Here is a 22,603-nt window from a genome sequence, read left to right on the forward strand (position 1 = left end):
TGAAAAAAGGAAGCGCCAAATATGCTTTATTAATAATGGAAAAATTAACTAATGTAAGTAGCCTAATTTACATGTGTTAAATTCACATCAAACATTTTTTGAAGTGCTTGAGATTGACGGGTCAAATTAATATATGGAACAGATTCCCACTCCACTTGATCTATCATATTACCTTTGTCCATAATCCACATTTGGGGCTTTAAATGTTGAATCACATACCAATCATGGGTAATAAATATTATAGTGATTCCATTTTCATTTAACCTTTTAAGCCAAGACAACATATCATGTTTAGCAGCAAGGTCAACTCCGACAAATGCTTCATCTAATAGTAGTAGCTCAGGTTGATGAATCATACCTACTGCCAAATTAACCTTTCGCTGCATACCTCCACTTAACTGATTAATTTTTTTATTGAGAATAGAGCTTAACCCCAATGAAAGTATCATTTCATCTATAAACTCGCTTGATTTGGGTTTTGTTAACTTTTCATAATATTTAAGCTGATCGCGAACTGTTAACCCTTTAAATAAAGCAATTTGTTGAGGAACATAACCAATCGGGTTTTTATCTGTAAAGTTTACCACCCTTTTACCTTTAGAAGATTTTAATAACCCTGCCATAATTTTAATTAAGGTGGATTTACCAGCACCATTCGGCCCAAAAAGAGAAATACAATCACCTTTATTAATTTGGCCATTTATTTCGGAAACAAGTGCTTGACGCCTTTTTTTATAAGTGATGTTTTCAAGTTTTAACATGTAAACGCTCCTCTTATAATAAAATCCATGAAGGAAGAAAAATGGCTAACCATTCTTGTCTAGTTAAAAATTCAAATTGAATTAAGAAAAAAACGATTGACGAAACCACTCCATAAGTAAAAGAAATCATCCAAAGGGTTTCTTTTGTTTTAATGAAGGTTGAGAGCAAGAAATAAATCACAATCGATAGTAAGACTAAAGACAAATCAGTTACAATGGCTAACTCTTGATACGTCTCTAGCCAAATATACTGTGTGATTGTTGATGTCACCAACGTTATAAAGAATAACAATAAGGCAACAAACAATAACCAATTATGATGCAAACTTTTTGAACGGCCTAAAGTCCTTAACCGTTCAAAAATTAGCTGTTCTCTCCAATTTAACAACATTTGAGTAAGACGTGCGATCATGCCCCAGATGATTAACCAATATAACCACCTCATAAAGACCCATTTATCGCTTGATACATTTTGCGTTTGTGCTTGCTCGTCAATCGTTTGGAACTGAATTTGAAAAATAGGGTCTGTTTCTAAATACTGTAAGCCAAATTTATAAACCTTATTCCAATTAGCATTTTCTTGATAATTCTTAACAATGTTAGCCGCTTCTGCTCGAACCGCTCGTTTAACAATTGATGAGGCTAATTGCTCTTTAAATAAACCATCAAACAAACTGCGTTCATGGCGGTACCAAGTTATTTCATTTTGCAACTTACCTGAAGAGATTTTTTCTTTTAAATTTTGAGGTAATACGAAAACAGCTTCAACCTCACCTCGCATTAAATGATCCTTTGGGATTTGCTTTGCCTTAGTGACAATAAATGAATCATTAATGGACATATCTTCTAATAAGTTGCCGGTTATTTCTTGATTAAACGGATCCACTAATACAACAGGAATTTTTAATTCCTCTGCTGATTTGTCTGACAAAACAATGCTAATGACACTAAACAAAATAGGTAAGATTAGAATAGAGATAATGGTCCACTTATATTGAGTAAAAACCTTTATCATCATCTCAATATCACTCCAATCTTTCGAAAGATAAGGAGTAACAACTGAGGTATAATCATAATTAAAGTAAATACAATGACATGATTTGTGGCAATCGTTTGCCGTAACCAGGCGGTCGTTAATCCATCATAAATAAATGTTAATTGACTTAGACTTTGAGGTATGTAAGCTGGTGGTATTAATAATCCACCAATTAAAAGAAACGCTAAACTTAAGATGGTGAACAGGGTTACACTTAACCAAAAATAAGGAATAAATAATTGAACCATAATCAAAATGACTGTTAAAGTAAGTGCGATCATAACCCAGTATAAAATTAACTGTAGTTCAGCTTGCAAACCTTGAAAAAGAACATAATATAATAAATAAATGAGTCCTAATGTGTAGACAACAAGAAGAGTAATATGAAAAAACCATTTAGCGAGAAGTTGAGTCACCCTCGTTACCCCAACTAATTTAAGTCGTTCATGAATTAATGATTGTTGCTTAGGCTGAAAAAGGACAACCTGTAGCCAATATGTAAAAAGAATAAGCAAGCTACAGATGATGACAAAAATTTGTTCAGTCCAGCTAAGTGTTTCATCTGAAGCAGATTTCTCATCAAAAAAAGAGTTACGTCCTAATGAAAATGTCGTGAAATGAATGATCGACTGCTGCAAAAATTGTTGTCGTTCCTTTGCATCTTCCATATTTTGAACATAAAAGTGATTGACTGTATTCACACCCGTTTGTGCAGCAGAGATATAATCTTGTCCACTTTCAAGAAGTAAATAAGCTAAGTTAGATGCAAGCGGCAATTTTTCATTTAAATAAACATGTATGGACTCATTAACTCCACTTCGTAGTTGTTTGGTAAACCCTTTTGGTATTTGAACTATAGCTGCATATGACTCTGGATGCTCTAAATAAAAGGATAAATCTTTTTGGCCTTCACTCAGTATGACGTCTCCTTCAATGGTTTCATCATCTTGTAGTTGTTTAATTAATGATTTAGTTTCAAAAGTCTGGTCATCATCTAATACCAAGATTTCTACTGTTTCCAATTCTTCGGTTGAAACACTATATATAAAAGCAGCTGTTAAACCGAGAACGATTATAGGAAATATGATGGTAAATAAAAAAAGGACTGGCCGTTTAAATACACGCTTCCACTCATACTTCCAAAGATGAAAAATCACAGCCAAGCCCCCTTTCAGTTATTAAAATGGATTGAATTGATTTATAATTTGATTGATATAGCTTTTAGCTTTTCTTTCAAACATATCATACCATTCTTGGTACTCTGGTACGGTCATTTGGTCAACGAATCTAATGTCTTGCGGATCCATTGAGTTTATTGTGATTTGTTCAGTAAACTCAATCTCTCTTGACAGTTCGAAGGTAGCTCTTACATTATTAAAGAACAATTGTCCATTGTACGAACGAACTCCTTCATCATTATTTATATTCGTTTTTACATCAACATTTCCTTCTATCCTTTGAAAAATGAACGGTATGTCTAGATCAAAATTGATCTTTTTTTCTTGATCACTATAGCGAGTTTCCCATTGGGCGTCCACGTTTTTCTGACCGTCAATCACAAACATTCTACTTACTTTGTAGTTTTCAGATTTTGGCTGACCAATTGCTTGATAGTGTACATTTAGTGGGTTTTCCTCGTGATCAACCTCTAAGTCCATTTCAACTTGAAATTCATCACCTTTAATTCTGGTTTCAAAATCTAAATTAAAATCTGTTTGTTGACCTTTATAGTTATAGTAACCTTCAACTTCCCTATACTTAACAGTCTCTTCCGTATAGTAAGCCTCATATGTAAAACCTTCTGGGAACCTCAAATCATTAAGATACTGAATTAACTTTTGACTATAGCTATTGTTATACTTCTTTAATTCCCCAATTAATAATTGGATTAAGTCTTGTGTTTGAGATGGTGAAACATTCATCGTAACTTTCTGATAAATTCCATCTTTATATGACACATTCGATTTCTTGGTGACATCTGTATCTTGAAGTAACCTGATTATTTTTGCATAATCTAATAAATTCAAATCAAATGATTGATTCACTTGTCTTGGTAATTCACTCATGACATCACGGTCATGCTGTGTGGCCATCCACTCACCAAAACGATCATTTTTGATTCCTATTGGCCTAGAATCAAATGGTAACTTAACCGCAGAATATAAGGCGTTTTGGTACACATCAGCTTTTAATAAATTAGTCCTTTGAAGCTGCAGTTTAACTTCGCCTGACATTTCATTGTTTTTCGGGTCATGCTTAGAATCAATCACAACTCTGGAATTTGCTAGTAATCCTCTTAAGAGCATAGAAGTCTGACTAAACTCATTTATTTTCATATTACCTGATAAGATCCAGGATTGATTGCTTGTTTCCTTGGACAACCGCTTAGATAAATCACGCTCATCCTCTGTATATTCAGCAGTCTGGCTTAAAATGGTTTCAATCGTCTTTTTCTCAATTTCTGCATAATTGAATATTGAATTTGTCATCACTCGATAAATAATAATACTAATGATGACAAAGAGCATAATGACAATGGTCATGAATGTTTTTTTATATTTTCTTAAAAACTCACCCATTTAATGACCCTCTTTTACAAAATATTAATATATTCTATGATACAGGTTGTCCTTTAAGAAGACCAATTTGATAATAAGATTAAAACATAAGAAAAGCGCGGGGTGCCCGTTTAACCACGCAGTGAGCCGACTAAACTGAGATAAAGGAAACACGATGAGCATCGCGAATCGATGTTGATTTATCGTAGGTTTAGACGGGAAGTCACCAGTGGTTGGGCATCTCGCGCTAGACAGTGCTTACAACATGATTTATTATATTTAAATTAAAATTTATACTATCTTATCTTTCCAAAAAACCCCTTTTAAAGTAGAATCATTAGCATCCTACTCTAAAAGGGGGCATATTAATGAGGGTTACCCTGACCGTTACCTGGGTGATCTTTAGCTTTCTTATCTAAACCAGGCGGATTAGAAAATCTATCATCTTGATGTTTTTTTCCTTTACTGCCTTGATTAGACTTGTCTCGATCCTTACCGGGAGGAGTCCAGTCACCCTCTTCATTCTTTTTTCCTGGAGGGGTCCCTTCGTCATCTTGTTCCTTTTTACCTGGAGGAGTCCAGTCATTCTCTTGTTTTTTCTGTCCAGGTGGTGTCCAATCATCGTCTTTTTTCTTCTTACCTGGAGGGGTCCATTCATCTTCCTTATCTTCTTGTTGTTTACCTTTATTATCTTTATTCTTTTGTGAAGGGTGATCGGCATCTTTTGGATTTTCTTTCTCTTTTTGTTGTGTTTCCTCAGTAACTTCTGATTCCTCTTCATTTTGTTTAGCTTCTTTTGCTTTTTCTAGTTTTTTCTTAAGCCCTGGTGGTAACTGTTTTGATTGTTCAACAAATTTTTCTATAACCTTCATGTTCTGTTCTTCAATTTTATTGTTAGAGGACTGTTTAGCGCTATCTTTTTCTATTTCTTTTAATTGTTCTTTCTTCTCAATTAACTCCGTTGCATAGACAAAATTCATTGAAACTTTCTGTTCATAGGCCTTTTCAAGCAATTCTTTTGGAACTTCAAACGCTGCAACTTCTATAGGTTTACTTGAAGTTTTCATTTCTTGAGATACACTTTGAAGAAGATCTTGATTGACATGTTCATTGACGTAACTAATACCTAATAGTACTTGATGACCTTCTTGAATAAACCCTAATTCATCACTTAAAGATAATATGTTCAATGAAACCTCTTTAACAGGTTCACCTTTCCAATCATCCAATTGCTTAATAATTGTATTTCCATCTTGATTTAATCCATGTAGATCTATGACTTCATAATCTTCATTTAGAGATAACTCAACGCTTGGGTTAATATCAATATTCATATATGCATGAACATCTTCTTCACCTAACCATGAATAAAATGGGAGAATAAATAAGAATGCGATAATTGCTGCAAATACTGGCTTGGCGTGAGCTAATGAATGAAACCACTGTGTTATCATTGGAAATATATTCTGTTCAACCGGCTCAAATGTGGTCTCTTCCCCAATTTCTCCGTTAATTTTTTTAGACTTATAGAATGACCCCTCTGAAGTCATCAATAAAGTTTTATTTCTTTTCTGTTCAACAATTAGTCCTTTTTTCACCCTTACACCCCCTTTATATAATCTTTTAAAAATGTAAAATCTTCATTTAATAAAATGAAAATAGCTAAAATATACTTTCGGTTTCGTTCAATCGTTTTCTTACTAACATCTACTAACGGTAATATTTTTTTAATGGGTAACCTTTTTTTCCTTAAAATATATTCTCTTATGTCTTCATCCTCATAAATAATCTTTGCGATTTCTTGAGAGGTTTCCTTGGCATCTTGGTGCTTAGGTGAAACACTGGCTAATTCTGAGAATGATAATTTATATTCTTTAAGTTTAAGGTTGTATTCCTTGATCTCAATTTGCCGAAACCAGGCTAACTCTTCTTCTTGAAATGCCTTCTTTGAAGCGATGGCTATATGTTTATCCTGCTGATTTCCTTCTTCATCTTCATTATTTTGGTCCAAAGAGATCATTGCAAGGTCCTTTTGTTCGACACGTATGTAATCAATTACTTTTCTTGTAATCACCAATTTGGCAAACGATAAGAAGGAACTGCCTTTCTCATGGGAAAAAGCATCGATCGCTTCATTAAATGCCATTAATCCAATGCTAAATTCATCATCTTGATTGGGATTGACATATCTTTTACAAACTTTTGAGACGCATGTTGCCACAAATGGTTGATAGTCCGTTAACAGATGATGACGGGTCTCCTCATCCCCTGATTGTACGGCCAAAACGTGTTCCTCGAGGGATACGTCTTCTTTATTTTGACGCTTTAACACCCCTCATCACCCCCAACGTAATATAATATTCGAGATTTGACAGTACTTTATGGGTGTTACTTTATTCTTTATATTGATGAAAAGCATCTATCGGAATGGCAAGTCCAACTTTTCCATGTTCGTCACTTTGACGCGTTGCATAAATGACCCCTATCACTTTTCCGGATTGATTGATCACAGGACTTCCGCTATTCCCTCTATAAACGGGTGCTTTAAGCATCATCACTTCTGTTTCTAAGGAAGCATCTGACCAGCCAATAATTTCACCTTCATTAGCAATTCCGCTGAAACTAAGTGGATTGCCAATAAAGTAAATGTGCTCATTTTGATCAAAACTAGCTTGATTTGCTAAATCTAGCTTAGGGAAATTTTCCCCCTCTATTTTAAGTACGGCTAAATCAATCTCTGGATACCTCTCTTCTACGGTTGCAGAGTAAGGACCGTCATCAGGTAAATAAACTAATATTTGTCCAGTTTTATCCACTACGTGGTGGTTCGTTAATATGTGACCATCTTCAGTATAAACAAAACCCGTTCCTTTACTGTCACCAATATTGATTAATGCAATAGATTTTTTATACTCTTTTACATCATCATTCACTAGAAGCTGCGCAGACGTTTTTACAAAATCGATGGCTGCTAGCGAGAAGAAATTCGGTATATATGCAATGATATTAATGAGCATAAAAACAGCAATAAGCCAAAATACCCATTTGGGAAATGGGCGTTTTGGCTTTTGTTTTTCCGTTTGTTCCTTATCACGGATTTTTTGTTTGTTTTCTTGGATAATTTCATACATTTCTTCTTCATCTATATCTTCAACAAGATCTTGATCAATGATATCACGGTGCTTATCGTCTGACATGCCAATCACCTACTTAAGAGACATTCATTCGTTTACGTCCTAACTGCATCTCATACATATTAAAATATTCCCCGCGTTCTTTCAAGAGACTTTCGTGAGTGCCTCTTTCTATCATTTTACCATGTTTTAAGACAAAAATTTGATCAGCTTGCTGAATCGTAGATAATCGATGAGCAATGACCAATGTAGTACGACCTTCTTTAAGCACTTTTAAAGCTTCCTGAATCAATCCCTCTGTTTCAGTATCAATATTAGCTGTTGCTTCATCTAAAATTAAAATTGCTGGATTAAAAGCAAGTGCTCTTGCAAATGACAATAATTGTCTCTGTCCTGTTGAGAATTCATTTCCCTTTTCTTTGACAGGTTCATCGTATTGGTTTGGAAGTTTTTCAATAAACTGATCCGCTCCAACTGCTTTGAGTGCGCTAATTGCCTGTTCTCTTGTAATTGAAGGGTCGTTCATCGTGATATTAGATATAATAGTTCCTGTAAAAATAAACGGATCTTGTAGCACAATTCCAATATGACTTCTCACTTGCTGTTTGGAAAAATCGATTGTATCTTTTCCATCAATTAAAATTTTACCTTTAATGGGATCATAAAACCTAAATAAAAGATTCATAATAGTACTTTTTCCAGAACCGGTATGACCGACAAAAGCTGCTGTCTGACCAGGTTTAATTTCAAAATTAATGTCGTTTAGCACGTAATCATCTTTTTCATAAGCAAATGATACGTGATCAAATGTCACTCGTCCTTCGTATCGTTTAATCGAATCATGATTTACTTCTTCACCAGGTTCATCCATTAATTCAAATACACGGCTTCCGGAAACTCTAGCTTGCTCTAGTTGAGCTAACTGACTAACAATTTGATCGACTGGTTCAAATAATCGTGTCAACAAATCGACTAAAGCATATAATAGTCCCGCTGATACCAATGTCGTACCGTTAAGAGCGGCTCCTCCAAAGTATAAGATAAAAACTACTAATGCTACATTTCGAAAGACATCCACTAGGTTAAATGATGTCCAAGCTGTAAATGTATTCATTTTTGTTTGGAATAACCTTTGTTTTTCATTTAACTCTTCAAACTCATTCATCATTCGATCTGTCTGTTGGTAGGATTGAATGACAGACATCCCTTGAATTGATTCGTTTATATTAGCATTAATTTGACTGTTCGTTTCTCGAATGACTTTGTTGTAACGTCCACCGACTGTTTTATAAGCTTTCATCCAAATAAACATGATTGGTAATAGGACTAAACAAATTCCTGCAAGCTTTGGATCTAAAATGAATAAGGCAACAAATATACCAAGAATGTAAATCGCACCAGATGCGAAAACCTCAAGCACCTTAACATAGAGCTCTCTAATAGCTTCCGTATCATTCGTCACCCTTGCTACAATTTTACCTGCCGGCTGATCGACGAAATACTTAATAGGCAAGCTTTGAATATGCTCAAATACATCGCGGCGCATTTTTTGAATAATCCGGTTCGATGCAAATTGAAGTAGGTACGTTTTAAAATAAAGGAAGTATGATGCAATTAATATTAGCCCAATATATAGAGCCAACAGCCACATAATTGAACTTATCTCACCTTTAAAAAACGTGTACACTTCTGGTGTAGAAAGTTCTCGACCAGTAGTTACATACGTTTCATCTTCAAATGATAGTGTAAATTCGTTAGAACCTGTATGATCAAGTGAAGCGTTAAGAGGTACTTTTTCATTAAACAGATAAAAGCTTAGTCCGTCTTGAAATAGTGTAACCTGTTCATCTGATTCGCTCTGAGTTCGGTCAATTCTTTCATATACATTTCCTTCAAATTTAATTCCACTTTCAGTTTCATTTACGACGTAGTGATTAGCAACGCCTACAATATGCTGGTCTATGAGGTGTTTAGCTATAAATGGACCAGACAGTTCTAATGCAACTGAGATCATTAAGCATACAAGACCGATAATGATACTCTTTTTAAAAAACAATGCATATTGAAAAAGTCGCTTTTCTGTTGATAGTTGATTCATGTTAGTTCCCCCCTTCCATTCTCTGGATGACAAATTGTGTGTAATACCATCCTTGTCGTTTCATTAATTCATCATGTGTACCGTGCTCAACTATTTCTCCGTTTTCTAACACGATAATTTGATCAGCATGCTGCACGGCAGATAATCTATGAGCAGAAATAAAAGTCGTTTTATTTGAGCGAACCTTTTTCAAGTGTTCTATAATTTTGGTTTCAGTTTTCCCATCAACTGCTGATAAGGAATCATCCAAAATTAAGATCTCTGGATGTTTAATTAAGGCGCGAGCTAATGACACACGCTGCTTCTGACCACCTGATAAGGTCACACCGCTTTCTCCGACTAATGTACCTAGTCCTTCAGGTAAGTTATCAATATCTTCACGGAGTGATGCCGTCTCTAAAATGTCATAGATTAGTTCATCCGAAGCGTTATGGTTTCCAAATAAAATATTTTCTCTAACTGTTTTCGAAAATAAAATATGATCTTGCGGAACATGACTAATCCATTCCCTTGTTTGGTCTAAACTTAGATCTTGTATTCTGACACCATTAATCTTTAGTTCACCGTGTTCAGCAATAGGATATTCTCTAAGTAATTGTCTAAACAGTGTTGTCTTTCCAGAACCTGTTATGCCTACGACGCCAACTGTTTCACCACGATTGATATTTAAATTAATATTTTTCAGATCAACCTGATTCGAATTTGGGTATCTAAATGATAAATTTTGAAATTGGATCGTTTCTGGTTTTTTAAGCAATTGGGGTTCATCAGGATCAGACACATCTGGCTTATGTGACAAAATTTGATCTATCCGATCTAACGATGCATTACCACGCTGCATAACGTTAATTAATTCACCAACCGCAAACATTGGCCAGATTAACATACCTAAATACACATTAAACGAGACTAATTTTCCAATGGTAATATCGCCTGTTATAACTAGATACGACCCATAACCTAATCCGATTGTGTAAGCTAACCCAACTAGAACCTTAATTGTAGGTTCAAATAATGCATCTAGTTTAGCTACTTCAATATTTTTTTGAAACACTTCTTCTGTTTTTTGATTAAAACGTTTTTCATCCTGCTTCTCTTGAACAAAAGCACGAATCACTCTAACGCCTTGAATGGATTCTAACGTATCGTTATTAAGCTCACTAAAAGATGCCTGTGCTTTCATAAACCGTTCGTGAATGGCCTTCCCATACTTTTGCATAATAAAGGCCATAATCGGCAGCGGTATTAAAGCAGCTAGCGTTAACTTTATATCAATCGTAAAAAACATAATAGCGATGATAAAAGCCATAAATACAGTTGAATCAACTAAAGTTAAGATTCCAAAACCAGCCGTCATCATAATGGCTTTGAGGTCATTTGTCGCCCTGGCCATTAGGTCGCCTGTACGATACTTACCAAAGAATGAAGGAGTCATCTTCATAAAGTGGCCCATAAGTAACGTTCTCATCTTTTTTTCTAATAAAATCGCTCTACCAAATAGTGTGTAATCCCAAAAGAATGAAATTAAATAGCTCGTTATAATCAACGCAATGAAAAATGCGACTAATTGTGTAAAACGTTCACTTGTTAACTGATTTCTTTGAATGGAATCGATCACCTCACCTAAGATGGTCGGTGGGATGACGACTAATACGTTTACGACGATTAAGGCTGAAATCGCTAATGTATACCGAACCCATTGTTCTTTGAAATACCAAGATAATTTTTTAAATACGCTAATCACTGTTATTCCCCCTTTTTCTCTTTAGTTGAGATTGGCTAACCGTCATCGAGCCTATGCGGTTTACTGAATAAATAAAATTCAATGTTAATACGTTTTCGAGTTCCATTTTTGTGAAACTCAAATGAAATTTTGAACATGTTTTCAACTCCCTAATAAAAAATTTTATTATTGGTCATGTTAATGTTTAATGTTAATTTTCAAGATGTTTAAAAGTGAATTGCTAAAATAAGATGAGCGTAGGTGGCGACTCCTGTGGGAAAAGCACGAGCTGAAGATCCACTTAGTTTGCACCTGCGTCTTCTAGTTTGGCTTCGTAGTAGGCTTCCTCGTTGCAAGACTGCAAAGAAGTATTCTCATTGAAGTTGTCTTGCTGAAGCCGTGCCCACGGAAAGCGTCCACCGAAAGCGAATCACAATATCAACACTTAGACCTAACATAACCATATAAATAAAGCACACTTGACCGTGGCCAAATGTGCTTATAAACACTAAAAAACGCCGCGATCTAGATTAATCGCGACGTTACCTACCTGATTTAATATTAAAAATAAAGACGACAATACACGCCTATTTAGAGCTACTACAGGTATCTATAGGTTTGGTCACGATTATATTATATTTAGCTGTTAAAGTTCCAACTGGATGAATCATCATTTGTACGTTAGTCATTTTCGTGACCTCCTTTACCTGTTTTTTCTAATTACTTTATAGATTATATACGGAACATTTCAAAAAAGCAACACAATTTTGAAAAATATTTAATTTTGAGTAAAATGACTTAATATAGCTTCTTAAAAGCCTACCAAAATAATGCTTAAAATGATTAAAGCTATTAACGAAATAATAACAACCGAAAACATTCTTGAAACGCTAATCGTGGATTCATCTTTCCATTTAACGGGTTGTACTCCGCTTACGAAAAATATAATAACAGCACTTAATACGATACACGTAATGTTAGTCATAACTAACAAAAAAGCTCCGTACGTATCATTCCACAACCCTTGCCCAATTGACATTCCTAACGTAATGACTGGTGGTAGTAACGCAACGGCTACCATAACCCCAACTAGGTTGCTCGACAAACGATTTAATATTGACATGGCACCTGCCGCACCAGCAGCTAGAGCTAAAAAGAAGTCAGCTAAGGTAACAGACGTCCGGTTAACATATTGTGAGGATTCGATACCTTCTTCGAAAAAGTAAGCAAATGATGCAGAAATGGCTACAATGATCAAAACTCCACCAAATAACGTTATCAATGCTTTCCCCAAGTGTGATAAATTCCCTAAAACCGATGCAAAACCCATTGAAATAGCTGGCCCAATTAAAGGGGCAATTGCCATAGCTCCGATGACTACAGCAGTGTCATCCTTCATAAAACCAGCAGTTGCTACAATGGCAGAGAACACGACTAATAAAAAGTAATTTAACGTAAAAGAACTTTTATCCTCAATCGTATGTTTTAATTCTTGGCGGCTTGCTCTAAGAAAACGATTCTTCTCTTGTTCTTGCTCCTCTTCTTGTTTGTTCTCTTCTTTGTTATCATTCTCTTTTTGAATCGTCTTATGGGAAAAATAAGTATGAACCGGGAATAAAATCGTTTCAAAACCTTCTGATGACCTTGATACGGTTTCAAGATAATTTAAGACCTCTTCAACATAATCAGTTGATATAATCATCCTTATTAGAACTCGTTCCTGACTGATTTCTTCCTCTTTCCATGTACCTTCTCTTGAGTAACTACGAAGCTTCTCTACAACAAAATGATAGTTTTTCTTTGGAACATAAACCTCCACTAACTGTAATCCCACGTGATTCTCACCAACTGTCATTCTTTATTTTATGACTCCTCGTATTACATATTTTTAATTAACCATCACATACTATTCATAAATAATTCTGAGGAGTTTCATCATGAGACGGAGAAATAAACGAAAGACATCTACTAGTTATTTTCCTTGTGAGGTTGAAAAGTTAGAAAAAGATTTAAAAGAAGGCTTCTTTAAATCTCTACCTGACTTTACAACTAAAAAGTTTGAGCATGAAGGACAAAAAGTGTTTATAGCGTTTATTAATTACATGGTAGAAAAAGAACAAATCTATAGATATGTAATAGAAGTTATTCAACAGTCTAACGAACCTTGGGGAATTGAAAAGCTCAAGAACGAGATTCCGATTTCAGACGGTGAACTTAGAACGTCTCTAAAAGATGTTGGAGAAGACCTAATTAAAGGTTCATTCGTCATTTACATTGAAGGACTAGATCAAAGTATTACATATGCAGTACCGCAACTAAAAGAAAGAGACCCAGACCGCGCAGAAACAGAATCTCTTATTTTTGGACCAAAGATTTCTTTTACTGAATCCATGCAAACTAACATGAACATTGTTCATTGGCGCCTTGACAATCCATCTTTAGTCTCCGAGAAATTTATTATCGGAAATGAAATCCCAACAGAGGTACGTTTAATCTATCTAAAGGATATTGCCGATGATGAGAATATTACTGAAATGCGAAGAAGACTTAATAAACTTAAAACAGATGATGTGTTAGAGAGTTCCGTTTTAACGCAGTATATCGAAGATAATTCTTACTCTATTTTTCCGCAGTTATATGTTACCGAATTACCAGACCGTTTTTGTTATGAACTTAAAGAAGGTAAGATAGGTGTTTTGGTCGATAAAAGTTCGAGCGCAGTCATTGCACCAACAAATTTCTTTAGTTTCTTTGAATCGACTGAGGACCTATATACCCGGTGGAATATGGGGTCTTTCATTCGAATTATGCGGTTAATCGCTATGTTCTTATCGATTACGTTAACTCCATTTTACGTAGCTGCATTAACATTTCATTATGAAATTATACCAACAGCGTTACTCGTATCACTTGGGCATTCGCGTTCCCGGGTACCCTTTCCACCACTGTTAGAAGCGCTAATTTTGGAATTCTTAATCGAGTTGATCCGTGAGGCCGGAGCACGTCTGCCGACAAAAGTCGGTCAGACGATGGGTATTGTTGGTGGTATTGTCATCGGGCAAGCTGTAGTACAAGCAGGTTTTACAAGTAATATTTTAATTATTATTGTTGCACTCAGTGCCCTTGCCTCATTTACAGTTCCTAGTTACTTAATGGGTTCCGCAATTCGAATCATGCGTTTCCCTTTGATTATTATGGCTGGTATGTGGGGATTCATAGGCATTTTCTATAGCTATTGCTTTATTTTAATTCATGTGATTAAACAGAAATCTTTAGGACGCCCTTACTTAGCGCCACTATATCCAATGAGACCTAGAGATTTTGACAATTCTGTAATCAGAATTCCTTTTCTTAAAAGTAATTATCGAGCATCATCAAATATGCCTAAAAAATCAAAGCGTTTTCAGGAGCCACCAAAAGATAAACCTTCAGATATTGAAGACATTTAAAATGGAGCTAAAATATGAAGCGACTATCAATTCCTAAAGAAAACCAAATAAAAGCTTCTTACTTAATCATAGCAATTCATACTATGCAAGTGGGTGTTGGTATAGCTGGTTACCCACGGCTAGTGTTTATGGAAGCCAGACAAGATAGCTGGATAGCTTTAATATTAACTGGAATGATATTAAATATCGTCATAGCTTGTATGGTGTTTATATTAAACACTTATAAGACTGAAGATCTTCCGGGTGTATTAACACAAGCTTTTGGCAACTTATTTGGTAAATTATTTAGCCATATATTTGTAATCTATTTCTTACTCTTATTTTTAAGTGTCATTGTGAATTATATTGAGTTTGTTCAAGTATTTATTTTTCCAAAGATGTCTTCGTGGTTTATTGGTCTATTGTTATTAACATTAGTTTGGTATGCCGTTAGTGGCGGCATCAGAGTAGCAGTCGGAGCGAGTTTAGTTTTCTTTTTATCTGCCATATGGATGGTTGGGCTATTATCTAAACCCATTTCTATGGTCGACTCTAGAAACTACTTTCCTATTTTTACTACGGGATGGGACGGTCTGTTTAACGGAGTACTCATGTCATCATTTACCTTTTTAGGATTTGAATTACTATGGATGATTTATCCCTTTGTGTATGACAAGAAAAAAGTCAATCGATATAGTCAGTTAGCCATTGTATTTACCGTGGCATTATATCTGCTAATAACTGTCGTCGCTATAGGTTTTTTCGCTCCCAGACAACTTGAAGAAAAGGTTTGGCCACTATTAACAATGTTTAAAGTGATTTCATTTCCAGCATTTGAACGTTTTGACCTAATCGCTGTTGCATTGTGGATGATTGTCGTGTTACCGAACTTAATTTTGTTAGGTTGGATGGTCACATTCGCATGTAAACGTACGATGGGTTTTAAACAAAAACATTGCTTAGTTGCACTCGTTATATTTTCATTAGTCTTTGTAATGTTTTTTAACGATCGCCAGTTCGTTAATACATTTACCGATTATACTGGAAAAATTGGTTTGGTATTTGGGTTTGGTTTTCCGTTTTTACTCTTACCATTTGCTATAAGACGTCGGATGAAGGAGAAAAAGCAGAATGCAAAGAGGACGTAAATTAATCATAATTAGTTTAATATCATGTCTATTTCTAACGGGATGTTTAGAAACACACATTCTTGAAGAACTTGGAATAGTGACCATCTATGGTTTTGATCAAGCTGAAGGTGAAGATAAGCTAAAATCAACTACGGTCTTATTCCAATTTAACCCTGATGTAACAGATGCTTCGCAAATTATTCATAGTACTGGAAGTACATTCAGGGAACTCAGAAATAATGCGAATAAAAAATCTGGCTATAAAATCGTGTCTGGACAGCTAAGAACGATTCTGTTCGGACCCAAATTGTCTAGAGCAGGTATCTTTCCACACATTGATACGCTGCAACGGGATGCGTCAATTTCTGATATGGTGTTTATTGCTGTTTCTAATCAGCCAACAGAACAAGTTCTAACAGCTTCTAACTATGAGCAATCTCCAAATATAGGTACTTATATTCAAAGACTAATTGAAACCTCCGTCAGGGATGAGAGAATAACGAGTAGTACTTTACACGAATTTTCAAAAAAGTTCTTCACAGTTGGGTATGATCCATTAGTGCCAATTATTGCAAATCATGACAACAAAGCTCAGTTAACAGGTTTAGCTATATTTCAAGATGATCATTATGTCGATGAATTGTCTATTGAAGATGTTTTTTATGTTAGATTAATTTCTGATAAGTTCAAACAAGGACAAGTGGACCTCAAATTACCCATAGAACCGTTTAAAAACATGATGGAGGATTTTGAAGAACCAAACTCAGATCAGGTTATTGTAGTGCTTGACCAGCTAAATAATAAGACAAATGTAGAGATTACAAACCCTGGAGGATACGATTTTAAAGTCGATGTTGATATTCAAGGGAGAATCGTAGAATTAACTGAACGAATTGATTTACAGAATAAAGAAGCGATAAAAAAATTAGAAGAGCACATGAGCGAAGAAATCAAAACAAATATTGAAAGAATAATTGAGAAATCGAAAGAAGTAAATTCTGACTTTTTTGGTTTTGGAAAGGAGTATGTGTCTAGGAATGGCAACAACCAAATGACCAAAGAAGAGTGGAGAGACATATATCCTAATATTAATGTTACAGTTAATGTCACTACAAAAATTAGAAGTTATGGAATCGTTGAATAAAGCTCAAGTGGGAGCTCGCCCCCCACCCTGAGCTATTTATTATTTCATCGTATTTTTTATTAGATTAACAACATCGCTTTTCACTTCTTTTGCTTGGTAACGGCTCATTGTTTGTTTGAAATGGTCGCGTTTCTCATAAAGTGTATTAATCTTTTGAATCAAGTGCTCTCTTGTTAAATCTTCCTCTTCAATAACTTCGGCATACCCTTGCTTCTTAAATGATTCAGCATTTAATATTTGGTCTCCTCTGCTTTGCTGCCTTGACAGCGGAATGAGGAGCATTGGAATATTGAGTGCTAAAAATTCAAAAATAGAGTTTGACCCTGCCCGCGAAACAATCACATCCGTAATAGAAAATAAATCTTTTAACTCATCAGAGATATATTCATACTGGACGTAACCTGGTTGGTTTATCGATTCATCGATCTTACCTTTTCCGCAAAGATGGATCACTTGGTACTCTTTTAAAAGTACTGGAAGCGCAAGTCTGACAGATTCATTAATTTTTTGTGCCCCTGAACTACCTCCCATAATTAAAATAATTGGTTTTTTATCGTTTAACCCCGTGAAGTTATAAGCTCTCTGCGGATCTCCTTCAAACAGTTCTTCTCGTATAATCGCACCCATATGTTTTACTTTTTCCTTTGGCAGGTGATCGCCTGTCTCTGGAAAAGTCGTTAATATATGTGGGCTAAACTTCGTCGCTATTTTATTAGCTAAACCAGGAGTATAATCAGACTCATGGATAATTGATGGAATTCCAACCATCTTTGATGCCATAACGACTGGGACTGACACAAACCCACCTTTAGAGAAAACAATAGATGGATTAATTTGTTTAAGTAGCAACCTTGCCTGAAAAATACCTTTTAACACTAGAAAAGGATCTTTCATATTTTGTATTGAAATATACCTTCTTAATTTTCCAGTAGCAATTCCGTGATAAGTGACTCCTTCTAAATCACTAATTAAGTCTTTTTCAATTCCGTTATATGAACCGATGTAATGAACATCATACCCTTCTTGTAAAAACTCAGGGATTAAGGCCAAGTTCACAACGACATGACCTGCTGTTCCTCCACCAGTAAAGACGATTGATTTTTGACCCATGCACCGTCTTCCCTTCTATTCTTATCTATAAAAATCAAGTATAATGACATATTAGCAAATGTCGTTCGTTTTGAATAGGAGCGCGATCAATTTATGTATGAAACACAAACCATTTCACAAAAACTAAAACTGTTTATTAAAATACTCATCCCTATCCTTGTAACGCAAGTTGGACTTTACCTAATGAATTTTTTCGATACCATTATGGCAGGTAGGGCTGGTGCCAATGATCTTGCAGGTGTCGCCATTGGATCGTCTATTTGGGTACCTATATTAACTGGGGTGACAGGTATACTGATGGCCATTCCACCAATCGTATCTCAATTATTGGGTGCACAAAAAAGCGAGCAAATTACATATGTTATAAGACAAGGAGTTTACCTCTCGGTTGCTATTTCTGGGTTGATTTTTGTACTAGGTGCGTTAGTTTTAACACCTCTATTAAATAATTTATCATTGGATCCCGAAGTTCGTCATATCTCTAAGTATTATTTAGTAAGTCTCGGTATTGGAATGGCGCCGCTATTTATTTTCAACTTACTTAGGTCGTTCATAGATGCACTTGGTCAGACGAAGACATCCATGATTATTATATTAATGGCATTGCCTTTAAATATACTTTTTAATTACATATTTATTTTTGGTAAATTTGGTATACCTGCATTGGGTGGAATCGGTGCAGGGATTGCATCTACTGTCACTTATTTTATTTCAGCGGGCGTGGCTGTCTTTATTACTCAAAGAAAAACTCCATTTAGTGATTATCAAATTTTTTCTGCCGTTGAAAAGCCATCATTAAACGCTTGGAAGGAACAACTTAAAATTGGCATACCGATCGGGATTACGATTTTCTTTGAAACAAGTATTTTTGCTGCGATTACTCTTCTAATGAGCGCCTATAATACTGAGACCATTGCTGCTCACCAAGCTGCAATTAACTTTGCGACTCTTTTTTATATGTTACCTTTAGCGATTGCTATGGCACTTACTATTGCAGTGGGATTTGAAGTTGGAGCGAGAAGACTACATGAAGCCGTCACTTATGCCAAAATCGGTATCAGTTCGGGGATTATCTTCTCAGCAATCAGCGGTGTGTTAATTTTCGTTTTCAGAGAACATGTTGCCATGCTTTATAGTAATGACCCAGTTGTCATGAGCCTCATGCAAACGTTCTTAATCTATGCGATCTTTTTCCAGTTATCCGACGGGATTGGCACACCCATTCAAGGGGCTCTACGTGGGTATAAAGATGTTAATACAGCCTCGGTCATAGCCCTTATTTCTTTTTGGATATTAGGTCTTCCATCAGGTTACTTAGTCGCAAACTTCACACCACTTGGACCATATGGTTATTGGATTGGTTTAATTACGGGATTAGGTTTTGGAGCGATTGCTTTGACGATCAGACTTGTATACGTTAGTAAAAACAGAGTTCGCTAGGTGCGAACTCTGTTTATGATGGCTAAAAAATTGCATGGCTACATGTAAAGGTACTTGTTCATGATACTTTCACGTGTCGTGATTTAGTATATAGATTAAACTTTTTCTATGAACGTAATTCTCTTTTCTATAAACGGTTTTCACTTTTCTATGAACGTAACTCTTCTCTCTATAAACGGTTATCGCCTTTCTATGAACGTAACTCTCGCATCTATTAACGGTACTTCACTCTTTATGAACGTAGGTACCGAAATTTCATTAAAAAACAAGCTGTGAATCATTCACAGCTTGTTATCCTTACTTCAAGTTCATAACGATCAATCGTTCTTCGGTCATCTCTTTAATACTGTACTTAGGTCCTTCTTTGCCCCAACCACTATCTTTCATACCACCATATGGCATGAGATCGACACGAAACTGAGTAGCATCGTTAATCATAATGCCACCAACCTCCATCTTACGTGCGGCTTTCATCGCCTTATTAATATTGTTAGTGAAAATGCCGCCTTGTAAGCCATAGTTAGATTGGTTTACCTCTTTTAGACAATCATCTAAATCACTGTATGTGATAAGTGAAAGAATTGGAGCAAACACTTCGTCACACACAACTTTCATCTCTTGAGTGACATTCGTTAACACAGTTGGCTCTAAGAAATTATCTTTTCGATTACCTCCAACTAAAACAGTTGCACCCTGTTCTTTTGCCTCCTGAACCCATTTTTCTGCACGTTCAGCTTCCTCTACAGAAATCATCGGGCCTAAGTCCGTATCGTCATTAAACGGATCACCTATATTGAGGTTATTAATGGCAGTTAATAACTCGCTTTCGAATTCATCTTTGACTTTTTCATCAACATAGACGCGCTGAACTGATATACATACTTGTCCTGCATAGGCATAGCTTTTCGCAGCAATGACTTGTGCAGCTTCTTTAACGTTTGTATCATAATCTACAATTACGGGTGAGTTATTTCCGAGTTCCATAACCAGTTTCTTCATTCCAGTGTTCTGTTTAATATTAAGACCAACTTCAGCGCTTCCTGTGAACGTGAACAACTGAATTCGTTCATCTTGTGTTAACCATTTACCAATTTCCGAGCCTTTCCCCGTAACCACATTTAATACACCAGCAGGAAGACCAGCTTCCTCAAACAATTTTGCTAAAATTAATGCTGTAGTAGGCGTGGCGCTTGCAGGCTTAAGCACGACCGTGTTTCCTGCTGCGAGTGCTGGTCCAATTTTGTGCATGACTAGATTTAAAGGAAAATTAAATGGACTAATTGCAGCAACGACTCCGACTGGTACACGAATGGTAAAGGCCATTCGGTTTTCACTACCTGGCGCACCTTCTATTGGAACACCTTCACCAGCTAATCGTTTCGCTTCTTCAGCAGATAAAAGGGTTGTCTCAACCGCACGATCGACTTCAGAACGAGCCTGTTTTATCGGCTTTCCTGCTTCATGAGTAATGTTTTTAGCAATTTCCTCTTTATGATCTTTAAGTAATTGAGCGACTTTCATTAAAATTTCATAACGTTCGTAAGGTGTCGTTAAATCATTTTGAAATGCCTGTTCTGCTGAATCGACGGCAGCAGTCACATCTTTTTCTTCAGCTTTTGATACTTTTGCATAGACTTCTTGATTTGTTTTATCTAATACATCAATCTTTTCATCTTTTTCTTGCCATTTTCCATCAGTAAGTAAACCAAATGTTTGCATCGTTAACACCCTTTCATTTGTGTCTAATATTCATATTTCACAAAACATATGGGTGTAAACATAAAAAAGCTTGGACCATCAAGATCCAAGCTTTACTTACATTAGATAAATAGTCCTGCAATTGTAGCAGACAAGATTGATGCTAAAGTCGCACCAATTAATAATTTCATCCCGAAACGAGAAACAACTTTACCTTTTTCACTACTAATACCAGCAACAGTACCTGCGATAATACCAATTGATGAGAAGTTAGCAAAGCTTGTTAAGAATACTGAGATGACACCAATAGATTTTTCAGACATGCCATCCATTGCAGCTTGTAATTCTAACATAGCAACGAATTCATTGGTAATAACTTTAAGACCCATGATACCACCAGCTTGAGCGATTTCACCAGCTGGTACACCCATTAAGAACGCAATTGGTGCTAAAATCCAACCTAAGATTTCTTGAAGTGTTAATCCACCTGCGATTGCACCTAATACAAAGTTAACTAGTTCTAATGAAGCTAAGAACGCAATTAACATAGTAGCAACGATTAGGGCGATTTTACCACCATCTAAGGCACCATTAGCCATTGCCTCGAATACACTTTTAGATTCTGATACATCTTTGATATCGACTGCATCATCTTCATCCTCAACACTTACAGGTGCAATAATAGAAGCTAAGATTAATGCACTGAACATGTTAAGTGGAATTGCCACTAAGACGTATTGCTCAGGTAACATTTGTAGGTAAGCACCAACGATTGAAGCTGATACTGATCCCATAGCAGAAGCGCTTACAATGTATAATCTGTTTTCAGTTACACGATGGAACTGAGATTTAATTGCAAGTAGTGCTTCAGATTGTCCGAAGAACATACTGTTAACCGCATTGAATGACTCAATTTTCGGTAAACCTGTAATTTTCGAAATAACCCCGCCTAAAAATTGAATTAACCAAGGCAAAATTCTTAAATAAGTTAAAACGGATAAAATAGTAGCAAAGAATACAATAATTAATAGTACGTCAAAGAAGAATACACTTGCCTCAGACTCAATTGAAATTCCACCTAAGACGAAGTCGACACCAACCTTACCAAACTCAATCAGTTTATTGAAAACATCTGATATGGTCGTAATAATCATTTTACCGATTGGTGTATTAAACATAAACCAAGTAATTAATAGCTGAGCGATCAGCATGAAAGCGATTCCTTTAAATGGTATGCTCTTTTTATCATTTGACATGAACCATGCAATCGCTAACACAATTGCTATCGCTGCTATTGCAAAGATAATATCTAATATTATACCCACGATCTTGTCCTCCCTTTA

Annotated in this window: 17 protein-coding genes; 4 read left to right on the forward strand and 13 right to left on the reverse strand. The window is 35.7% G+C overall.

The features are described 5' to 3' along the window. Positions 1-62: 62 nt before the first annotated feature. The 10 genes from ACFSW4_RS10535 to ACFSW4_RS10580 form a co-directional block, all read right to left on the reverse strand. Positions 63-761, reverse strand: coding sequence for an ABC transporter ATP-binding protein (locus tag ACFSW4_RS10535; RefSeq protein WP_377329159.1), 699 nt, complete (start codon positions 759-761; stop codon positions 63-65). A 13-nt stretch (positions 762-774) separates the two neighbouring features. Continuing rightward, on the reverse strand, positions 775-1,779 hold the full coding sequence (locus ACFSW4_RS10540; RefSeq protein ID WP_377329161.1) for an ABC transporter permease: 1,005 nt from the start codon (positions 1,777-1,779) through the stop codon (positions 775-777). Further along, a complete protein-coding gene (locus tag ACFSW4_RS10545; protein ID WP_377329163.1) occupies positions 1,776-2,954 on the reverse strand; it encodes an ABC transporter permease in 1,179 nt (392 codons plus the stop codon). Before ACFSW4_RS10545 ends, ACFSW4_RS10540 begins: the two co-directional genes overlap by 4 nt. A gap of 21 nt (positions 2,955-2,975) precedes the next feature. After that, positions 2,976-4,376, reverse strand: coding sequence for a hypothetical protein (locus tag ACFSW4_RS10550; RefSeq protein WP_377329165.1), 1,401 nt, complete (start codon positions 4,374-4,376; stop codon positions 2,976-2,978). 344 nt (positions 4,377-4,720) lie between these two features. After that, positions 4,721-5,953, reverse strand: coding sequence for an anti-sigma factor domain-containing protein (locus tag ACFSW4_RS10555; RefSeq protein WP_377329167.1), 1,233 nt, complete (start codon positions 5,951-5,953; stop codon positions 4,721-4,723). 2 nt (positions 5,954-5,955) lie between these two features. Next, complete coding sequence (gene sigI, locus ACFSW4_RS10560; RefSeq protein ID WP_377329169.1) at positions 5,956-6,687, reverse strand: RNA polymerase sigma-I factor; 732 nt, start codon at positions 6,685-6,687, stop codon at positions 5,956-5,958. Positions 6,688-6,748: 61 nt separating this feature from the next. After that, positions 6,749-7,552: a S1C family serine protease gene (locus ACFSW4_RS10565; RefSeq protein ID WP_377329171.1), complete on the reverse strand. Its 804-nt coding sequence runs from the start codon at positions 7,550-7,552 to the stop codon at positions 6,749-6,751. Between the two features lie 13 nt (positions 7,553-7,565). After that, positions 7,566-9,587: an ABC transporter ATP-binding protein gene (locus tag ACFSW4_RS10570; protein WP_377329173.1), complete on the reverse strand. Its 2,022-nt coding sequence runs from the start codon at positions 9,585-9,587 to the stop codon at positions 7,566-7,568. A 1-nt stretch (position 9,588) separates the two neighbouring features. After that, a complete protein-coding gene (locus ACFSW4_RS10575; RefSeq protein ID WP_377329175.1) occupies positions 9,589-11,331 on the reverse strand; it encodes an ABC transporter ATP-binding protein in 1,743 nt (580 codons plus the stop codon). Between the two features lie 790 nt (positions 11,332-12,121). Beyond that, complete coding sequence (locus tag ACFSW4_RS10580) at positions 12,122-13,165, reverse strand: TIGR00341 family protein (RefSeq protein ID WP_279401650.1); 1,044 nt, start codon at positions 13,163-13,165, stop codon at positions 12,122-12,124. Between the two features lie 82 nt (positions 13,166-13,247). Here ACFSW4_RS10580 and ACFSW4_RS10585 point away from each other — a divergent pair, with 82 nt between their 5' ends. The 3 genes from ACFSW4_RS10585 to ACFSW4_RS10595 are packed head-to-tail and all read left to right on the forward strand — an operon-like array spanning position 13,248 to position 17,012. Beyond that, positions 13,248-14,759: a spore germination protein gene (locus ACFSW4_RS10585; RefSeq protein WP_377329177.1), complete on the forward strand. Its 1,512-nt coding sequence runs from the start codon at positions 13,248-13,250 to the stop codon at positions 14,757-14,759. Positions 14,760-14,773: 14 nt separating this feature from the next. After that, complete coding sequence (locus ACFSW4_RS10590; protein ID WP_377329179.1) at positions 14,774-15,886, forward strand: GerAB/ArcD/ProY family transporter; 1,113 nt, start codon at positions 14,774-14,776, stop codon at positions 15,884-15,886. After that, complete coding sequence (locus ACFSW4_RS10595; protein WP_377329181.1) at positions 15,870-17,012, forward strand: Ger(x)C family spore germination protein; 1,143 nt, start codon at positions 15,870-15,872, stop codon at positions 17,010-17,012. Before ACFSW4_RS10590 ends, ACFSW4_RS10595 begins: the two co-directional genes overlap by 17 nt. Before the next feature lie 39 nt (positions 17,013-17,051). Here ACFSW4_RS10595 and ACFSW4_RS10600 read toward each other — a convergent pair whose 3' ends face one another. Next, a complete protein-coding gene (locus tag ACFSW4_RS10600; protein WP_377329183.1) occupies positions 17,052-18,122 on the reverse strand; it encodes an undecaprenyldiphospho-muramoylpentapeptide beta-N-acetylglucosaminyltransferase in 1,071 nt (356 codons plus the stop codon). A 93-nt stretch (positions 18,123-18,215) separates the two neighbouring features. Between ACFSW4_RS10600 and ACFSW4_RS10605 the strand changes: the two genes are divergently transcribed. Next, the gene (locus tag ACFSW4_RS10605) at positions 18,216-19,562 is read left to right on the forward strand and encodes an MATE family efflux transporter (protein WP_377329185.1); all 1,347 of its coding nucleotides are present in this window, start codon (positions 18,216-18,218) and stop codon (positions 19,560-19,562) included. A 297-nt stretch (positions 19,563-19,859) separates the two neighbouring features. Here the strand turns inward: ACFSW4_RS10605 and ACFSW4_RS10610 are convergent, their stop codons facing one another. Further along, complete coding sequence (locus ACFSW4_RS10610) at positions 19,860-21,281, reverse strand: aldehyde dehydrogenase family protein (RefSeq protein WP_054753729.1); 1,422 nt, start codon at positions 21,279-21,281, stop codon at positions 19,860-19,862. Between the two features lie 101 nt (positions 21,282-21,382). Continuing rightward, positions 21,383-22,576, reverse strand: coding sequence for a NupC/NupG family nucleoside CNT transporter (locus tag ACFSW4_RS10615; protein ID WP_279401678.1), 1,194 nt, complete (start codon positions 22,574-22,576; stop codon positions 21,383-21,385). Between the last annotated feature and the right edge of the window lie 27 nt (positions 22,577-22,603).

It is taken from the genome of Piscibacillus salipiscarius, assembly GCF_042685285.1.
Classification (GTDB): domain Bacteria; phylum Bacillota; class Bacilli; order Bacillales; family Alkalibacillaceae; genus Piscibacillus; species Piscibacillus salipiscarius.